Annotated in this window: 14 protein-coding genes; 8 read left to right on the forward strand and 6 right to left on the reverse strand. The window is 66.8% G+C overall.

The features are described 5' to 3' along the window. Positions 1–55 precede the first annotated feature (55 nt). On the reverse strand, positions 56–763 hold the full coding sequence (locus tag F0U60_RS14545) for a hypothetical protein (protein ID WP_395819544.1): 708 nt from the start codon (positions 761–763) through the stop codon (positions 56–58). 721 nt (positions 764–1,484) lie between these two features. Between F0U60_RS14545 and F0U60_RS14550 the strand changes: the two genes are divergently transcribed. Together F0U60_RS14550 and F0U60_RS14555 are read left to right on the forward strand one after the other, a co-directional pair. Next, positions 1,485–2,468 (forward strand): lysostaphin resistance A-like protein, encoded by a 984-nt coding sequence (locus F0U60_RS14550; protein ID WP_395819547.1) that lies wholly within the window; start codon positions 1,485–1,487, stop codon positions 2,466–2,468. A 65-nt stretch (positions 2,469–2,533) separates the two neighbouring features. After that, positions 2,534–4,075 (forward strand): IMP dehydrogenase, encoded by a 1,542-nt coding sequence (locus F0U60_RS14555; RefSeq protein WP_395819549.1) that lies wholly within the window; start codon positions 2,534–2,536, stop codon positions 4,073–4,075. Positions 4,076–4,099: 24 nt separating this feature from the next. On the opposite strand, the gene F0U60_RS14560 is transcribed toward F0U60_RS14555, so the two are convergent. After that, positions 4,100–5,086, reverse strand: a complete 987-nt coding sequence (locus tag F0U60_RS14560; RefSeq protein WP_395819553.1) for a class I SAM-dependent methyltransferase — start codon at positions 5,084–5,086, stop codon at positions 4,100–4,102. 135 nt (positions 5,087–5,221) lie between these two features. On the opposite strand from F0U60_RS14560, the gene F0U60_RS14565 reads away from it, so the two are divergent. The 4 genes from F0U60_RS14565 to F0U60_RS14580 all read left to right on the forward strand — a co-directional run bounded on the left by F0U60_RS14565 (position 5,222) and on the right by F0U60_RS14580 (position 9,782). Beyond that, positions 5,222–6,364, forward strand: coding sequence for a cystathionine gamma-synthase (locus F0U60_RS14565; RefSeq protein ID WP_395819555.1), 1,143 nt, complete (start codon positions 5,222–5,224; stop codon positions 6,362–6,364). Positions 6,365–6,454: 90 nt separating this feature from the next. Further along, the gene (locus F0U60_RS14570; protein WP_395819558.1) at positions 6,455–6,910 is read left to right on the forward strand and encodes a VOC family protein; all 456 of its coding nucleotides are present in this window, start codon (positions 6,455–6,457) and stop codon (positions 6,908–6,910) included. Positions 6,911–6,967: 57 nt separating this feature from the next. After that, a complete protein-coding gene (locus F0U60_RS14575) occupies positions 6,968–7,972 on the forward strand; it encodes a hypothetical protein (RefSeq protein WP_395819561.1) in 1,005 nt (334 codons plus the stop codon). 250 nt (positions 7,973–8,222) lie between these two features. Beyond that, positions 8,223–9,782: a CARDB domain-containing protein gene (locus tag F0U60_RS14580; RefSeq protein WP_395819564.1), complete on the forward strand. Its 1,560-nt coding sequence runs from the start codon at positions 8,223–8,225 to the stop codon at positions 9,780–9,782. A gap of 10 nt (positions 9,783–9,792) precedes the next feature. Here F0U60_RS14580 and F0U60_RS14585 read toward each other — a convergent pair whose 3' ends face one another. The 3 genes from F0U60_RS14585 to F0U60_RS14595 all read right to left on the reverse strand — a co-directional run bounded on the left by F0U60_RS14585 (position 9,793) and on the right by F0U60_RS14595 (position 13,541). After that, the gene (locus F0U60_RS14585; RefSeq protein ID WP_395819567.1) at positions 9,793–11,334 is read right to left on the reverse strand and encodes a DUF4403 family protein; all 1,542 of its coding nucleotides are present in this window, start codon (positions 11,332–11,334) and stop codon (positions 9,793–9,795) included. 133 nt (positions 11,335–11,467) lie between these two features. After that, complete coding sequence (locus F0U60_RS14590) at positions 11,468–12,064, reverse strand: manganese efflux pump MntP family protein (RefSeq protein WP_395819570.1); 597 nt, start codon at positions 12,062–12,064, stop codon at positions 11,468–11,470. 112 nt (positions 12,065–12,176) lie between these two features. Continuing rightward, positions 12,177–13,541: a pyridoxal-phosphate dependent enzyme gene (locus F0U60_RS14595; RefSeq protein ID WP_395819572.1), complete on the reverse strand. Its 1,365-nt coding sequence runs from the start codon at positions 13,539–13,541 to the stop codon at positions 12,177–12,179. Between the two features lie 302 nt (positions 13,542–13,843). On the opposite strand from F0U60_RS14595, the gene F0U60_RS14600 reads away from it, so the two are divergent. Together F0U60_RS14600 and F0U60_RS14605 are read left to right on the forward strand one after the other, a co-directional pair. Continuing rightward, complete coding sequence (locus F0U60_RS14600; protein ID WP_395819575.1) at positions 13,844–14,881, forward strand: aminoglycoside phosphotransferase family protein; 1,038 nt, start codon at positions 13,844–13,846, stop codon at positions 14,879–14,881. Positions 14,882–14,903: 22 nt separating this feature from the next. Then, entirely contained in the window at positions 14,904–15,932 is a 1,029-nt protein-coding gene (locus F0U60_RS14605; protein ID WP_395819578.1) for a sugar phosphate nucleotidyltransferase, read from the forward strand. A gap of 3 nt (positions 15,933–15,935) precedes the next feature. Here F0U60_RS14605 and F0U60_RS14610 read toward each other — a convergent pair whose 3' ends face one another. After that, positions 15,936–16,700, reverse strand: a complete 765-nt coding sequence (locus tag F0U60_RS14610) for a Stp1/IreP family PP2C-type Ser/Thr phosphatase (RefSeq protein WP_395819581.1) — start codon at positions 16,698–16,700, stop codon at positions 15,936–15,938. Positions 16,701–16,756: the final 56 nt, after the last annotated feature.

Raw genomic sequence — 16,756 nt, forward strand, 5'->3', positions numbered from 1 at the left:
GGACAAGGGGCCCACACTTTCGGCCACCTCGCCAACCGGGTTGAACCCGTGAGGCTCAGAGGATGCGCTGATTCTCGCGCACGAAGACCTTCAGCTTGCCCGTGCAGATGTCATTCAGACGCTGGCAGTCGAGCTCACGAATCTCGTTCAGCTTCAGCGTCTCATCCATGAGTGGCTCGCGCTTGATGTTCCAGAGCTTCAGGTGGACGTGCTCGTCGTCCGTCCAGGAGACCTGGGCACGCAGCATCAGGCGCTTGCCCTGGTGCTCGAAGTCCACCGGGGTGTGCTCCGGTGGCGCGAGCGTGTAGACCCCGGTCACGGCGGGGAGCTGGAGGAGCAGCTGCACCGGTCGCTGGTGCTCCTCGGCCGTCTTGAGCTGCAGCGTGTGCTGGCCGGTGATGTTCAGGCTCATGAAGTCCAGGGTGGCCGGGTGCTCCTTGGCGATGGGCTTCAGGCTGGGTTGTTTCCGGGTGCCCTCGATGAAGGCGATAGCGCCCTGGGGCGTGCGGATGTAGCCAGTGCAGCGCTCGTTGGAAGAGCAGTCGAGCGTGAGGCGCCAGTTGGCCCCGGCATCGGGGCAGTCCTTGGGCACCTCCAGCTGTCCCTGGGCCTTTGGGGTGAGGATGAGGCTCTGGGTGGTTCGGGCGCGGCAGACGAAGTCCACGTCCACGGCGAGCGCGGTGACCTCGACCGGAGACTCCTTCTGGGCCGGAGTCCCATCCGCGGCGAGCAGCAGGGCGACGACGGAGAGGGCGGAGAGCATGGCCCCGGTCTATCACGGGTGGCCTGGGCGCCCCTTTTCTTGACGAGCTGAGCAGCTCGGCTTCCGGGTGCTCCCGGTTGCGTGCATGGAGGCCGGCCAGGCGCCACTGGGGTTGCCGGCTCCAATCCCGGCATAAATGTGCTTCCATGTAAAACGACTTATTCTGGATAGTTTGGTAAATCCTTTGCCTTTACATATCAAGAATAGAGCTATGGTTTCAGAACCCTTCCTTACGAAGGGCACGGGGGTTCAAATGCAAAAGACTCTGATGAGGCTGTTTCTTGCGTCGGGTATGGCCCTGATGTTTGGCTGTGGTGGCTCCATGGAGGGGGAGAGCACCGAGACTCAGGCTCCGGCGGTGGAATCGAGCGATGTCTCTCAGCAGGCTATTCCGCTCTGTGGCTCCGGCCTGGACTGCCGGGGATATTCTGTTAGTGGCGCGCACCAGTGCGTGCAGTATCCGAACTCGACGCGTGTTGTGTATTGTTGTCCGTCCGGCCAGCGTGTCTATCACAACGACGCTGGTGATGAGTGGTGCCAGTAATCAGCCAGCCCTCTCTTTGAGCTGAGAATGAGGGACGACCTCGGGGCTGTGAGGGATTACCGCCCGAAGTCGTCCCTTCCTCGCGTTGCCCCTGCAAACGGTGCTCGCGCGACGGCCGCGAGGCCTCTCCCGAAGTGATACGCTCCGCGCCTTGTCGCACGGGAGCGCCGCTTCGCCATGGACAGCCGTAAAGACACCCTGTGGTTCATCTGCATCACGCTGCTGGTCAGCTGGTTCATCGGTTGGCTGTGGCTGCTGGACGAGGTGCGGCTCATATTCCTCCTCCGGGTGCTGATGTGCGTGCCCGCGGTGGTGGCGATGATCTGCGCGTGGGTCTTCCGGCGTGAGACACCGCGCGCGATGGGTCTGCAATTCCCGGGGTGGGGATACTGGGCCCTGGGGCTGCTATTGCCCCTGGGGTACGCGGCGGTGGAGGTGACGCTGGCGTACGTGGTGCGCTTTGTGTCGGGGCGGCCGGACTTCATCACCTTCCAGCCCGAGTCCTTGAAGGGCCCCTTTGAGCTGCGCGGCCTGGTGGTGGTGCCCGCCATGTTGGGACTTCTGGTGGCGGGATCGCTGACCTGGCTCCTGGTGGCGGTGGCGTACAGCCGGGGCTGGCCGGACCGCGTGCGCGCGCGCCTTCCCAAGGACTGGCGCGTGGTTCCTCATTTCTTCAACCTCTCCCTGTGGGTGCCCACGTTCTACCTGGGCGGGCTGCCCGGCGAGCTGGGCGAGGAGATGGGTTGGCGCGGCTACCTCGTCCGCCGGTGGATGGATCGCCCCGCGGTGGCCGCTGCCATCACCATGCCGGTGTGGGCTGCCTTCCACCTGCCCGTCATCTTCTCCTCCACCCAGCGCGGGCACGTGCTCCAGAACATCTCCTTCCTCGCCTCCATCGCCGTGGCCTCGGTGGTGTTCGCCGCGCTGTACATGGCCAGCCGCTCGGTCTGGCCCTGCGCGCTGTTCCACCTGAGCTGGAACATCTTCAACCCCATGCTGCTCGGCGACGTGTACTCGGGGCACCCCGGCCTCTTCGGCGGCGAGGTGTGGATTTTCAATGGCGAGGGCGTCTTCGGCCTCGTGCTCAACGGGCTGCTCTCGGTGTGGTTCTTCCGGCGGTGGATGCGCGCGCCCGTCACACAGCCCCTCCCCGGGGTGTAGGCAGGCGTCCAGGGGGACGTTGAAACAAGATTTGACAAGTCGAGGCCGCCGAAATAGTTGCGGCCATGGCGCTGATCTACGACGAGCCGAGCAGGACCTTCGGTGAGTACCTGCTCATCCCGAACCTGACGACGAAGCAGTGCACCCCGGCGAACGTGGACCTCCTGGCTCCCGTGGCCCGTTTCAAGGCGGACCCCGGTGAGTTCCCCCCGGATCCTCGGAAGTCCCCGCTCACCATCAACGTTCCCATCACGAGCGCGATGATGCAGTCGGTGTCGGGCGCGGAGCTCGGCATCGCGTTGGCGCGAGTGGGCGGGCTGAGCTTCATCTTCGGCTCGCAGTCCATTGAGTCCGAGGCGGAGATGGTCCGCCAGGTGAAGAACTACAAGGCCGGCTTCGTGGTGAGCGACTCGAACCTGCGCCCCGACGCCAGGCTCGCGGACGCCCTCGCGCTGACCCGTCGCACCGGGCACTCGACGGTGGCCATCACTGACGACGGCACGCCCACTGGCAGGCTCCAGGGCATCCTCACCAGCCGGGACTACCGCATCGGGCACACGCCGCTCGACACCGCGGTGCGCGACCTGATGACGCCCTTCGAGGCCATCCACAGCGGGCGGGCGGGCATTACGCTCCAGCAGGCCAACGAGCTTATCTGGAAGCACAAGCTCAACTGCCTGCCCATCATCGACGCGCAGCAGCGCCTGGTCTACCTCGTGTTCCGCAAGGACCACGACGCGCACCAGGAGCACCCGCTGGAGAACGTGGACAAGGAGAAGCGCCTGGTCATCGGCGCCGGCATCAACTCCCGCGACTTCACGGAGCGGGTGCCCGCGCTCATGGAGGCGGGCGCGGACGTGCTCTGCATCGACTCGTCCGACGGCTACTCCGAGTGGCAGCGCGACACCATCGAGTTCGTGAAGTCCCGCTACGGCTCCAGGGGCCTGGTGGGCGCCGGCAACGTGGTGGACCGTGAGGGCTTCCTCTACCTGGTGGAGTCCGGGGCGGACTTCGTCAAGGTGGGCATCGGCGGCGGCTCCATCTGCATCACGCGTGAGCAGAAGGGCATCGGGCGCGGCCAGGCCTCGGCCGTCATCGAGGTGGCGCGCGCGCGCGACGAGTACTTCCGGAAGACGGGGCACTACGTGCCCATCTGCTCGGACGGCGGAATCAGCCAGGACTACCACGTGACGCTGGCGCTCGCGATGGGCGCGGACTTCGTGATGATGGGCCGCTACTTCGCCCGCTTCGACGAGGCGCCCGGCCGCAAGGTGCGCATCAACAACCAGACCATGAAGGAGTACTGGGGCGAGGGCAGCAACCGCGCTCGCAACTGGCAGCGCTACGACCACGGCGGCAGCGGCAAGTCGCAGCTGGAGTTCGAGGAGGGCGTGGACAGCTACGTCCCGTACGCCGGCAAGCTCAAGGACAACCTGGACGTCACGCTCGCCAAGGTGCGCAGCACGATGTGCAACTGCGGCTCGCTCAACCTGCGCGAGCTCTACCAGCGTGCGCGGCTCACGGTGGCGTCGTCCGTGAGCATCCACGAGGGTGGCGTGCACGACGTCATCCCCCGGGACATGCGCAGCGTCCCGAGCGAGACCTGAGCCACCACCGTCCCGCCGCGTGACTCAGCGGCGGGCGGCGCGAGGTGCCACCATGCGCCAGCAGCGGTGGATCTCCTTGCGCTGGAAGTCCTCGGGGATGGAGTCGGGCGTGAGCTCCTCCACCCCCTCGTAGCCGCGCACGGCGGAGTCCTTCAGCTCGAAGTCCAGGAAGTTGGTGGAGAAGTAGAGGACGCCGCCGGGGGACAGCAGCTCCCGGATGCCCTCCAGCATCCGCACGTGGTCGCGCTGCACGTTGAAGCTGCCCTGCATCCGCTTCGAGGTGGAGAAGGACGGCGGATCGCACACGACGAGGTCGAAGGTCTCTTCTGGCGCGGTGCGTTGATCCTGCACCCAGGCCATGGCATCCGCGCGCAGCAGGGTGTGGCGCGGGTCCGACAGCCCGTTGAGGGCGAGGTTGTCCTCGGCCCAGTCGAGGTAGGTGTTGGACAGGTCCACGCTGAGCGTGCGCGAGGCCCCACCCGCGGCGGCGTACACGGTGAAGGCGCCCGTGTAGCAGAAGAGGTTGAGGAAGCTCTTCCCCTTGGCCTCGTCACGCACCCGGGCGCGCGTCAGCCGGTGGTCCATGAAGAGGCCGGTGTCCAGGTAGTCGCCGAGGTTCACCCAGAACTTCAGCCCCTGCTCCTCCACCACGATGCGCTCGGTGCCCTCGCCCACCCGGCCGTATTGCGAGCGGCCCCACGGCTGGGGCAGGTGCGTCTTCACGTGGATGCGCTCCGGCGGCACCTCCAGCACGGCCGTCACCGCCGCCAGCACCTCGGCCCGCTGCTCCTCCAGGCTCTTCAGCGCCCGCCGGCGCGGGTACTCCACCAGGTGCACCCGGTCCGCGTAGAGGTCCACCGCGTAGGAGTACTCGGGCACGTCCCGGTCGTACACGCGGAAGGCGGTGAGCCCGCGGGCCTTGGCCCACTTGCGGAAGTGCCGCACGTTCTTGCGCAGGCGGTTCTCGAACATCCCCACCGCCGCTCCGGAGCCCTGGTCCGCTGTTGTCATGGCTGCCTTGTCCTCTCCCGTACAAACCGCCGCCCCCTCTTCTCCGAGTCCCCGCCGCCCGGCAAGCATTCCGCACGTGGCACTCGAACCCGCCGACACTCCCGGGGGGAAGGGGAGTGTGATAGGCCCCCGCCCATGCGCTTCGACACCCTCGCCATCCATGCCGGCCAGGAGCCGGATCCCACCACTGGCGCCATCATGACGCCGGTCTACCTGACCTCTACCTACGTCCAGGCAGGCCCTGGGGAGCACAAGGGCTTCGAGTACAGCCGGACCCAGAACCCCACCCGCAACGCGCTCCAGGACTGCCTGGCGGCCCTCGAGGGCGCGAAGCATGGCCTCGCCTTCGCCTCGGGTCTGGCCGGCACGGACATGCTGATGCACCTGCTGGAGGCGGGGGACCACGTCGTCGTGTCCGATGACGTGTACGGCGGCACCTTCCGCATCTTCGACAAGGTCTTCAAGCGCCATGGCCTGAGCTTCTCCTGGGTGGACCTGTCCAACCCGGACAGCTTCGAGAAGGCCATCACCCCGAAGACGAAGATGGTGTGGGTGGAGTCTCCCACCAACCCGATGCTCAAGCTCATCGACCTGTCGCGCATCGCGGAGACGGCGAAGAAGCGGGGCATCCTCTCGGTCTGCGACAACACCTTCATGTCCCCGTACTTCCAGCGTCCGCTGGAGCTGGGCTTCGACGTGGTGACGCACTCCACCACCAAGTACATCAACGGCCACAGCGACGTGGTGGGCGGCTTCGTGTGCACCAGCAACGAGGAGCTCGCGCAGAAGATGTACTTCCTGCAGAACGCCGTGGGCGGCGTGCCTGGCCCCATGGATTGCTTCCTGGTGCTGCGCGGCGTGAAGACGCTCGGCGTGCGCATGGAGCGCCACGCGCAGAACGCCATGAAGGTGGCCCAGTACCTGTCCTCGCACCCCAAGGTGAACAAGGTCACCTACCCGGGCCTGGAGAGCCACCCGCAGCACGCGCTCGCCCGCAAGCAGATGAAGGGCTTCGGCGGCATGATGACCTTCGACATCAAGGGCGGCCTGGAGTCGGCGCGCAAGTTCCTCAAGACGGTGAAGATCTTCGCCTGCGCCGAGTCGCTCGGCGGCGTCGAGTCGCTCATCGAGCACCCGGCCATCATGACGCACGCCTCGGTGCCGAAGGAGACGCGTGAGATGCTGGGCATCTCCGACGGGTTCATCCGGCTGTCCGTGGGTATCGAGGACGCGCAGGATCTCATCGATGACCTGAAGAGCGCGCTCGACGCGGCCTGAGCTGTGCCCCGGAGGGGGGCTTGACCTGAGAGGTGGTCCCGCGCAGGCTCACCTTCCCCGTATTGTGCGGGGCTTCTCTCAGGAGCACACATGCCCAAGGCGATTCCCGACGGATACCACTCCCTGACGCCGTACATCGCGCTGAACGATGCTGCCAAGGCGATCGAGTTCTACAAGGCGGCGCTCGGCGCGACCGAGCTGTACCGGCTCCCCATGCCGGGTGGGAAGATTGGCCACGCGGAGCTGCAGATCGGCGACTCCCGGCTCATGGTGTCGGACGCGATGCCCGAGTGGGGCAACAAGAGCGCGAAGAACTACGGCGGCTCGCCGGTGGGGCTGTGCATCTACACCGAGAACGTCGAGGCGCTCGCCGAGCGCTTCGTGAAGGCCGGTGGCAAGGTCATCCGGCCGCTGGAGAACCAGTTCTACGGCGACCGCAGCGGCCAGTTCGAGGACCCCGAGGGCTACAAGTGGACGCTCGCGCAGCACGTCGAGGACGTGTCACCTGAGGAGATGCAGCGCCGCATGGAGAAGATGGGGGGGTAGAGCTCCTCCCTTTTTGTGACTCCACACCGGTGCGACTTGCCTCGTAGATTGCGCGGCATGTCCACGATTTCTTTTCGTGCTCGTACGCTCTTCTCCTCGTTGCTTCTTCTGACGCTCCTCTCCGGCTGCCCTGGCCCTGGAGAGGAGCCGGTTCTCCCCCCCGAAGGGGCTCCGGATGGGGGAGGGGGAAGCGGGCCGGAGAACTCCCTCTCCGGCAGGCTCGTCTACGAGAACGCGGGCGGCGTGTATGAGTTCGACCTGGGTGCGCGGCGTCATACGAGGATCTTCGCCGGTGGGCATCCGGACCGGTTGGCCTCGGGAGAGACGCTCGTCGTAGACGACGACTTCCGGAATCTGTATCTCGCGGCCGCCGGAGGCACGCAGCAGCGCACGTACCTCGTGGGCTCCTCCGAGCTCTACTCCCTCTTCGAGCCGCGCGCCTCGCCCGACGGCAAGCTCGTGGCCTTCACCTTCGGTGGCAACTCGGCAACGAATCAGAAGGGGACGTTCGTCTACACGCGCGATGGCACGCGGAGGGCTGCCTTTCCCGGCCTCTTCAGCCCCACCTGGCTCCCGGATGGGCGCCTGCTGATGTCGGGGTCGTGGAGCTCCCCGAGAAGTATCGCCACGACTGTGATCACGCCGAATGCCGCGGGCCTCTACCTCTCCGATGCCACGCTCACCACGACCCGGCGCATCGACCCGCGGCTCAACGATCCTGTGGCGCTGCAGCCCAGCGTCAGCCCCGACGGCAAGCAGGTGGCATTCGTGCTCAGCGGCCACCTCTGGGTGATGGGCCTCGACGGTTCGGCGCTGCGTCAGGTGACGACCGGCACCAAGCAGGAGAGCTACCCGGTGTGGTCCCCGGATGGGGCGTGGATCGCGGTGGTGGCCTACGGCGCCTTCGAGACGGCGTCCTACAAGTCCGTGGCCATCGTGCCCTCGAGCGGGACGATGTTGGAGCTGACGACCCACTCTTCGTACTGGCTGCGTGACCCCGAGGCGGGCTCTGACTCGAGCCTCAGCCGCATCAGCAGTGCCGGGCAGATGTCCTGGCGCTGAGCGTTCGCTCCAGCGCGGGAGCTTCATGGCCGCGATTCGTCACCGCCGTGAACGAAAAACGTCACCTCTGGCCCTGAAGCCAGCCAGGCGCTTCCTGATTCCGAGCGCTTGGCTGTCTGGATGCTCTGGCACGTCGGCTGCTTTGGGCCGCCGTCATACAGGGACAATCCAAGTCGTGCCGAGGGAGGCCATCGACCTCCGTACCCCCTGTGTTGCCTCTCGTCGGCGCGGCGCGAAGTGAGGGGGAGTCATGCGGATGGAGTTGGCGCTGTTGAGGAACATGTGGCCGGCGGTGTGGCTCAGCGCGGCGCTGGTGGCGGGTTGTGGTGATGTCGAGGTGGCGCCCACGGAGAATCGCGTGCCGAGCGCGGGCCACTCCCTGGACGAGGAGCGCCAGCCGGATCTGGTCGTGACCGCGGTGGAGACACCGCCGAGCGCGCGGCCGGGCGATGACGTCACCGCCTCGGCGCGGGTGTGCAACCAGGGCACCGAGTGGGGTGAGGCCCAGGTGCACTTCTATCTCTCCGCGGATGAGGTGCTCTCCGCGGATGACACGTGGGTGGGGGATGGCTGGCTCATGCCGCTTCACGCGGGACGGTGCTCCACCCAGAGCGTTCAATTCACCGCGCCGGATGAATGGGCGGCGCTCCACCGCGTGGTAGCCGTCGTTGAGTCGAAGGGGCTCCTCCCCGAGAGCGATGGGAGTAACAACCTCCGTGCCGGACCGTTGCTCGGTGTGGGTTACAAGCCCGACTTCGTCGTCACCGCGGTGGACGCGCCGGCCTCCCTGCGTCCGTGGGAGTTCACCACCGCCGCCGTCACCGTCTGCAACCAGGGGACGGAGTGGGGCCAGTTGTCCGTGGAGCTCCTGCTGAGCCCGGACCCGGCCTCATTGGCGGGGGCACGGCACATTGGTGCCATGCCGGGCGTCGAGGTCTGGCCCGGGACGTGCGTCACCCAGGACGCGTTCTTGAACGTCCCCGAGGCTCACGACACCCCCGTTCATCTGGTGGCTGTCGTGAACCGGCTCTCCTCCTGGGAGGAGTTCTCCGAGGCGAACAATGTGTATGACGCCGGCCCTCGCGGCGTGGGAGACGGGCCGGACCTCGTCATCTCCGAGGTGACGGCTCCTTCCAGCTCGTTGTCCGATGCCTCCTTCACGTCCAGGGTGACGCTGTGCAACCAGGGGACTCAAGGGGCCGAGGGCGCCTTCCGCCTCGTGCTCTCCTCGGACTCGGAGATCTCCGAGATGGATACGTTGCTCGCCGCCGGGAACGTGGGCCCTCTGGAGCCCGGGCAGTGCGCCACCCAGGACGTCGCGGTGCAGGCCTCGCTCGGCGGCTCCGAGTCGGCCTCGTACCTCGGCGCCATCGCTGGCGACGGGTACACGCAAGAACTCAACGCGAACAACAACACGCGCGCCACGGGCCCCATCGCCGTGGGCTCCGGGCCGGACTTCGTCATCTCGCAGCTCTCGGTGCCGCCGAGCGTGTCGTGGGACGCGAGGTTTCCTGCCTCCGTCACCGTGTGCAACCAGGGCACCCTCGCGGGCGCTACCGATGCTGGGCTGTTCCTGGTGACGGGCCCGGATGACCAGCCCTCCGAGTTCATGGCTGTCGGAGCGCTCTTCACCGGCTACCTCGAGCCCGGCCAGTGCGCCTCGCAGGAACTCTTCGTCGGAGCCTGGCCCACGAATGCGCACTTCTACGCGCCCTGGCACCTGATGGCCGTCGCTGACCGGACCTCCGCTCAGTGGGAGCTCGTCGAGAGCAATAACTCCCGGACGAGCTCCGCTCTGGTGCTCGAGTAGCCGCGCCCGGCTACTTTTTGCAGGGCAGGTACAGGCCGAGCTGCGCGTCGACTTCCACGTAGATGCGCAGGAAGGTCGGGTGCGGATAGACGCCCTTCACCTCGGTGCGGAGCACCTGCCCGCGCGCGCAGCCCAGGTCTTCCGCGAAGGACAGCTCGGTGGACATCTTGTCCTTCACCATCGCGAGCCGCTCGGAGACGTCCACCCGGAGCGCCTGCCGGGCCTGCTCGCGGATGGACTGGTAGTCCAGGGCGAACTTGAGCTTCACCAGCTCGCTGGCCGTGCCCGGGGTGATCTCCAGGTCCGGGACGGAGAGCTGGTTGTCGATGACGTGTGGATGGCCGGCGAAGAAGAGCTCCCCGCCCACCCCGATGGAGTAGCTGCCCACCTTGGCCTTGCCACCCAGGTTCATCTTGATGACCACCGTGTCATCCGAGGGATAGACCTGGGGGTTCTCCATGTAGAGCTCGGGATGGGACGCGGAGAAGTAGAGGCGTCCCTTCATGGAGGACTCGAGCGCCTTGGACAGCTCCTCGTACCGAGCGGCCACGGGGATGACGACCTTGAAGGGGCCGGAGGGCAGGGTGGAGACGTTCTGCAGCAGGGGCATCGTCACCTGCGTGGCCACCTGCGTGCCCGGAGTGCCGGCGTCCACGCTGGTGCCACCGTCCGTGCTCGCGCTGCCCTGGGTGTAGCTGGCGAACTGGGTGTTCCCGCTCACGCCCGGGGTGCCGGCATCGAGGTTGGCCTGCTGGAGACCCCCGTCGGTGCTCGGGGTGCCTCCATCGCCGCTCGTAGCGCCAGCGGCGAGGCTGGCCACCGGGGTGCAGGGCAGCGTCACCGAGGGCAGTACGACGATGCCCAGGTCCTTCTCGAGCCCATCCGCGAGCATGGTGGGCGCGGCCTCCAGGTTGGTCACCTTGAGCTCAGCGCAGGCGATCTGGTCTCCCACGGGAATCTCAATGGGGCGAGCGAGCCGGGCGAAGGCGCTGGCCACCAGCGGGCGCACGTCGAAGCGGAACTCGTCGAGCGTCTTGCCGACCAGCTCCTTCAGCTTGCCCTCGATGGCGCGGTTGACGGCGTCCACCGGCCCCGAGGCCACCACCTGCACCTCGGTGGACTGCAGGAGCGCCTTGAAGTCCGCCGTCATGACGGGCTCGCCGGCGATGGTGATGGTGATGGGCAGCTCCCGCTCGCCGAGCATGTTGAAGCGGCCATGCACCGTGACGCCCACCACCACGCGGCCGCGGTCGAACTTGAGCGTCACCGGCTCGCGCGTCCAGGTGTAGTGGAGTGTCTGGCCACCGAAGAGCTGGGCGTTGCCCTCGCCCGAGCGGGGCAGGCTCTCCGCCATCTTCTTGGTGAGCGCCTCCCGGAAGATGGTGGTGTGGATGACGATGCGCGAGGGCGGAGGATCCGACACCGGGCGGCCACCGTTGGTGGCGGGTGGTGGCGGCTGCAGCGTCTGCGACTCGATGCGAGGGCCGCTGCAGGACAGGAGGGCCAGGGACGCGAGGAGCGCGGAGAACGGACGGGAGCGCGAGGAAGGCATGGGAGACCGAGCCGCCGAAAGGACGGCGGCGGGGCGCATTCTCCGTCAACAGGGCCCATTGGCCCAAGCCCGATGCGCGCTCACCCCGTCGTGGCGCCTTCACCCCTGGTGTGGGCTCTCGGGGCGGTCGCTCTCAGGCGGCGGAGAGGTGCTCGATGAGGGTCTTGACCCCAATGCCGATGAGGACGAGGCCTCCGAAGATGTCGAGCTTGCCCTCGAGCTTCTCGCCGAACCGGCGCCCGAGGCTCACGCCCAGCAGGCACAGGACGAAGGTGATTCCACCGATGACCGCTGCCGCTGTGACCAGGCGGACCTCGAGCACGGGAAGTGTTACTCCAGCGGCGAGCGCGTCGATGCTGGTGGCGAATGCCATCAGCGTCAGGCGCCCCGTCGCGAATGGGTTGCGCTCCGGCGGCGGCTCGCCCTGCTTCGGCGCGTCGGGGACTCCTGGGTGATGATGCGTGATGGCCTCGTGGATCATCTTGGCCCCGATTCCTCCGAGCAGCACGAAGGCGAGCCAGTGGTCCCACGCGGAGATGACCTTCGCGAACTGGGAGCCCAGCGCCCAGCCAATGACCGGCATGAGCGCCTGGAAGAGACCGAACAGGAACGCGAGCAGGAGCGCATCGCGCGCACGGACTCGCGGGGCCGCGAGGGCGCTCGCGATGGAGACGGCCGTTGCATCCATGGCCAGGCCCAGCGCGAGCAGCAAAAGGGTCAGCACCGACATGTGCGCCCTTTTGCCTGATACCCGGGACTCGCGGAAGCTTCTTCTTGAACCCGCGGTCCTCGATACCCTCACCCCGTCCCTCTCCCAGAGGGAGAGGGGTAGTGGGCGGGGATCAGGCCGTGGTGCGGTGCATGTGCTCGATCAGGTCGATCTTCGTCACGATGGCGAGCACCTTCTCGCCTTCCTTCACCACCGCGACCTTGTCCTGGTTGAACACCTCGCGCAGCCGGTTGAGGCTCGTCTCCGGCGACACCACGCCCTGCATCGGCGCCACGATGGCGTCGATGGTGTCCGCGAACTTCACCTTGTTCGCCACCAGCGCGTTGAGCAGGTCGTACTCGTGGATCATCCCCACCGCGCGCCCGTCCTCGCTCAGCACCGGCATCTGGCTGATGCCCCGGTTGCGCATCGTCTCCACCACCTGGTCCACCCGCTGGCCCTTGCGCGCCGTGATGACGTCACGCTTGCCGTTGAGCAGGTCGCGCACCGTGCCAGCGCCCTTCTCCTCCAGGAAGCCGTTGTCGCGCATCCACTCGTCCGAGTGGAACTTGCTGATGTAGCTCATGCCGGTGTCCGGCAGGATGACGACGATCGTCTTGCCCTTGCCGACTTCCTTCGCCAGCTGCACCGCCACGTGCACCGCCGCGCCCGCCGAGCCGCCCGCGAAGATGCCCTCCTCACGCGCCAGCCGCCGCGCCGCCACGAAGCTCTGACGGTCATCCACCTGCCGGATGTCGTCCACCACCTTGAAGTCCATGGCACCGCACAGCATGTCCTCGCCGATGCCCTCGACCTTGTAGACGTGCGGCTCCGTCAGCTTGCCCGTCTTGAAGTAGCCCTCGTACACCGAGCCCTCCGGGTCCACGCCCACGTTCTTCAGGCCCGGAATCTTCTCCTTCAGGAACTTGCCCGCGCCGCTCATCGTGCCGCCCGTGCCCAGGCCCGACACGAAGTAGTCGATCTTCCCGTCCGTCTGCTCGTAGATCTCCGGACCGGTCACCTTGTAGTGCGCCTCGATGTTGTCCGGGTTGTGGTACTGGTTGAGCATGAATGCGCCCGGGGTCTCCCGGTGGATGCGCTTGGCCGTCTCGTAGTAGCTGCGCGGATCCTCCGCCGGCACGTTCGTCGGCGTCACCACCACCTGCGCGCCCAGCGCCTTCAGGCGGTTGATCTTCTCCAGCGACATCTTGTCCGGCATCGTGAAGATGCACTTGTAGCCCTTCACCGCCGCCGCCAGCGCCACGCCCATGCCCGTGTTGCCGGACGTGTTCTCCACGATTGTCCCGCCCGGCTTGAGCTTCCCCTCCCGCTCGGCCTTCTCGATGATGTAGAGCGCCATGCGGTCCTTGATGGACGCGCCCGGGTTCATGAACTCGCACTTGACCAGCACGGTCGCGTCATTGGGCCCGACCAGACGGTTGAGCTTGACCAGCGGCGTGTGGCCGATCGCGGAGAGAATGGTGTCGTGGATTTCCATCGGAAGGCTCGCTTGGGGTGGGGTAATCGGCGCGTTCTTATAGCTGCCCGGCTGATGCCGGTCGACCCTGGTTGGTTGCCTGCCCCCTCTCTGTGTGTAACAGGCACCTCGCCTCGGGTCTTTCCGACACGGTGCGGCGAAAAGCACGGTCCAATGAGCGGGCAACCACCCGGGCCCTGGTCTCGCATGTCGGGGATACGACCGGTCGTGAATTCTCCCTCACAGGAGCTTTGACCCCGCTGCGTGGCACTCCCATACTCGCGCGCCTCCTCCACACACACATCCAGGAGAAGCGTCGACTTATGGAAATCGAGGCCGCACTGCGCGACCAGGTGGGGAAGGCCATCGGCCGCCCCGTGTCTCAGGCTCCCATCAAGAAGCTCAAAGGTGATGCGAGCAATCGCTCGTACTACCGCGTGGGCACCGCTCCCGAGAGCTGGGTGGTGATGGTGATGCCCCTGGATGCCTCGAAGAAGAGTGAGGAGGCCTCCAAGGGTGAGCCGCCCAAGGAGCTGCCCTTCGTCAACGTCCACCGCTACCTGGAGAAGCTGGGCATCCGCGTGCCGCGGATTCTGCGCTTCGACGAGCCCGCGGGGATGATGGTGCTGGAGGACCTGAGCGACATCACCTTCGAGGCGGCGCTCGAGGGCGGCAAGAACAACCAGGCCCTCTACACCCGCGCGGTGGATCTGCTGGCCCGCATGCGCGCCCAGGCCGAGCGCCATCAGGATCCGGACTGCCTCGCCTTCACCCGCGCCTTCGACGAGGACCTCTACGACTGGGAGCTCCACCACTTCCGCGAGTGGGGCCTCGAGGTGTGGAGCGGCAAGAAGCCCACCGACTCCGAGCGCGCCGAGCTGGACCGCATCTTCCGCGACATCGCGAAGCAGCTGGCCGCCGCGCCGCGTGGCTTCACGCACCGCGACTACCAGAGCCGCAACATCATGATGAAGGACGGCGAGCTGGTGGTCATCGACTTCCAGGACGCCCTCCAGGGTCCGCGCCAGTACGATCTGGTGGCCCTGCTGCGCGACAGCTACGTGGAGCTGGACCGGGGCTTCGTGGACACGATGCTCGACCGCTACATCGCCACCTTCGCGGATCTCACGGGCGAGCGCATCGAGCCGAAGTCCTTCAAGGCCTTCTTCGATCTGCTCACCATCCAGCGCAAGCTGAAGGACGCGGGTCGCTTCGAGTTCATCAACCGCGTGAAGGGCAACCCGGGCTTCCTGGTGTCCATCCCCGCGTCGCTGCGCTACGTGCGCGATGCGTTCAAGCTGCGGCCGGAGCTGAGCGGGCTGCAGAAGCTGGTGGCGAAGTACGTCCCCGAGCTGGGCTGACAGGAGAGGGGAGGGGTTGCACATGAAGGCCATGGTCCTCTGCGCGGGGCTGGGTACGCGCCTGCGTCCGTTCACCGAGCGCTGGCCCAAGCCGGCCATGCCGTTCCTCGGGCAACCCCTCTTTCGCTACCACCTGGCGGTGCTGCGAGCCGCGGGCGTGCGGGAGGTGGGCATCAACACGCACCACCTGCCGGACGTCATGACCTCCACCGCGCGCGCCGAGTGCGACCGCGTGGGCGTGCCGCTGCACGTGGTGCATGAGCCCGTCATCCAGGGCACCGGCGGCGGCATTCGGGGCCTGCGGCCCTTCCTCGAGGGAGACGACTTCATCGTCTTCAACGGCGACATCCTCTTTCCGGTGGACCTGCGCCCCGTGGTGGCGGCGCATCGGGCCTCGGGCGCGGCGGCCACCATGGTGCTGCTGCCCATGCCCGAGAATGAGAAGTACGCCGCGGTGGAGATGGACGCGCGGCAGAACGTGCGCCGCATCGCGAAGTTCGGGCCCGGGGGCGAGGGGCTCTCGCCCTGGCACTTCACGGGCGTACACATCATCTCCCCGCGCGCCTTCGACTTCATGTCCCCCGAGGGCCCCGAGGACATCAACCGCGATGTCTACGTGCGGATGATGGAGGCGGGTCTCACCGTGCGCGGCGAGGTGGTTCGCTCATACTGGTCTGACCTGGGCACGCCCTCGCGCTACCTGTCCACCGTGCGCGATGTGCTGTCCGGACAGGTGTCGCTGGAGGGGTTGGGCGCGGACTCGCCCTTCGCCTCGGCGCCTCGTGGACAGGGGAACTACTGGGTGAATCCCTCTGCTCGCGTGGGCGAGGCCCAGGTGACGGGGCCGGCCTACTTCGATGGAGGGTGCTCCTTGGCGGAAGGGGTTCGCGTCGGGGCCTCTGTCTCCGTGGGCTCGCACGTCCGCGTGGGCGCGGGAGCCCGGCTCGAGCGCTGCGCCATCCTGGAAGGGACCGAGGTGGCTCCCGGCGAGGAGCTGGTCGAGGTGGTGGCCTGGGGGGCACACCGCGTGCCCGCGCCGCTCACCCCGTGAGCTTCAGTTGGCGTGGAAGCGCGCCAGCACGCAGGTGACGTTGTCGTTGCCACCCGCCGCGTTCGCCAGGTCGATGAGCTGCGAGCACGCCTTGTCCAGCTCTGTCGTGCGCGCGAGCACTTCCTGCATCTGCGGATCCGTCACCATGCCGGACAGGCCGTCCGAGCACAGCAGGAAGATGTCGCCCTGCTGCGGCTCCACCTTCGCCACGTCCACTACCACCGTCTCCTTCATGCCCAGCGCGCGGACGATGACGTTCTTGTGCGGGAAGTTCTCAATCTCCTCCGGCGTGAGCTTCTTCGCCTTGAGGTAGTCGTTGAGCAGGGAGTGGTCCTCGGTCACCTGCGTCAGCACGCCCTGGCGGAAGAAGTACACGCGGCTGTCGCCCACGTGCCCCACGTACGCCGAGCCCTGCGTGAAGTGCACCGAGACGATCGTCGTCCCCATGCCCTTGTACTTCGTGTCCGAGCAGGCCTTCTCGAAGATGCTCTTGTTGGCCAGCTTGATGCCCGTGGCCAGCCGGTTCTCGTCGTAGTTGCGCGTCTTCTCCATCTTGAACGGCCAGGTGGCGTCCTGGTCGCGCGACGTCATCCGGAAGAACTCGGCCAGCTCTTCCACGGCGATCTTCGAGGCGATCTCCCCAGAGGAGTGTCCGCCCATCCCATCAGCGACACAGCACAGGTTCTCGTCGGTCAAAATGAGGTAGTTGTCCTCATTGTGGTTCCGCTTCATCCCGACGTGGGTGTTGCCAGCAACCTCGATGCGCATGCTCGGGGGATCTCCAACGTGTCCAGGGAGGTGCCTTGGACGGAGGGGCAGGTTAA

Origin of the sequence: Archangium minus, assembly GCF_044360475.1 — a bacterium.
Lineage (GTDB): Bacteria > Myxococcota > Myxococcia > Myxococcales > Myxococcaceae > Archangium > Archangium minus.

What these genes read in the sequence shown, in the direction of transcription:
- F0U60_RS14545 (WP_395819544.1), bottom strand. Translation starts at nt 763, where the DNA reads ATGCTCTCCGCCCTCTCCGTCGTCGCCCTGCTGCTCGCCGCGGATGGG.
- F0U60_RS14550 (WP_395819547.1), top strand. Translation starts at nt 1,485, where the DNA reads ATGGACAGCCGTAAAGACACCCTGTGGTTCATCTGCATCACGCTGCTG.
- F0U60_RS14555 (WP_395819549.1), top strand. Translation starts at nt 2,534, where the DNA reads ATGGCGCTGATCTACGACGAGCCGAGCAGGACCTTCGGTGAGTACCTG.
- F0U60_RS14560 (WP_395819553.1), bottom strand. Translation starts at nt 5,086, where the DNA reads ATGACAACAGCGGACCAGGGCTCCGGAGCGGCGGTGGGGATGTTCGAG.
- F0U60_RS14565 (WP_395819555.1), top strand. Translation starts at nt 5,222, where the DNA reads ATGCGCTTCGACACCCTCGCCATCCATGCCGGCCAGGAGCCGGATCCC.
- F0U60_RS14570 (WP_395819558.1), top strand. Translation starts at nt 6,455, where the DNA reads ATGCCCAAGGCGATTCCCGACGGATACCACTCCCTGACGCCGTACATC.
- F0U60_RS14575 (WP_395819561.1), top strand. Translation starts at nt 6,968, where the DNA reads ATGTCCACGATTTCTTTTCGTGCTCGTACGCTCTTCTCCTCGTTGCTT.
- F0U60_RS14580 (WP_395819564.1), top strand. Translation starts at nt 8,223, where the DNA reads ATGCGGATGGAGTTGGCGCTGTTGAGGAACATGTGGCCGGCGGTGTGG.
- F0U60_RS14585 (WP_395819567.1), bottom strand. Translation starts at nt 11,334, where the DNA reads ATGCCTTCCTCGCGCTCCCGTCCGTTCTCCGCGCTCCTCGCGTCCCTG.
- F0U60_RS14590 (WP_395819570.1), bottom strand. Translation starts at nt 12,064, where the DNA reads ATGTCGGTGCTGACCCTTTTGCTGCTCGCGCTGGGCCTGGCCATGGAT.
- F0U60_RS14595 (WP_395819572.1), bottom strand. Translation starts at nt 13,541, where the DNA reads ATGGAAATCCACGACACCATTCTCTCCGCGATCGGCCACACGCCGCTG.
- F0U60_RS14600 (WP_395819575.1), top strand. Translation starts at nt 13,844, where the DNA reads ATGGAAATCGAGGCCGCACTGCGCGACCAGGTGGGGAAGGCCATCGGC.
- F0U60_RS14605 (WP_395819578.1), top strand. Translation starts at nt 14,904, where the DNA reads ATGAAGGCCATGGTCCTCTGCGCGGGGCTGGGTACGCGCCTGCGTCCG.
- F0U60_RS14610 (WP_395819581.1), bottom strand. Translation starts at nt 16,700, where the DNA reads ATGCGCATCGAGGTTGCTGGCAACACCCACGTCGGGATGAAGCGGAAC.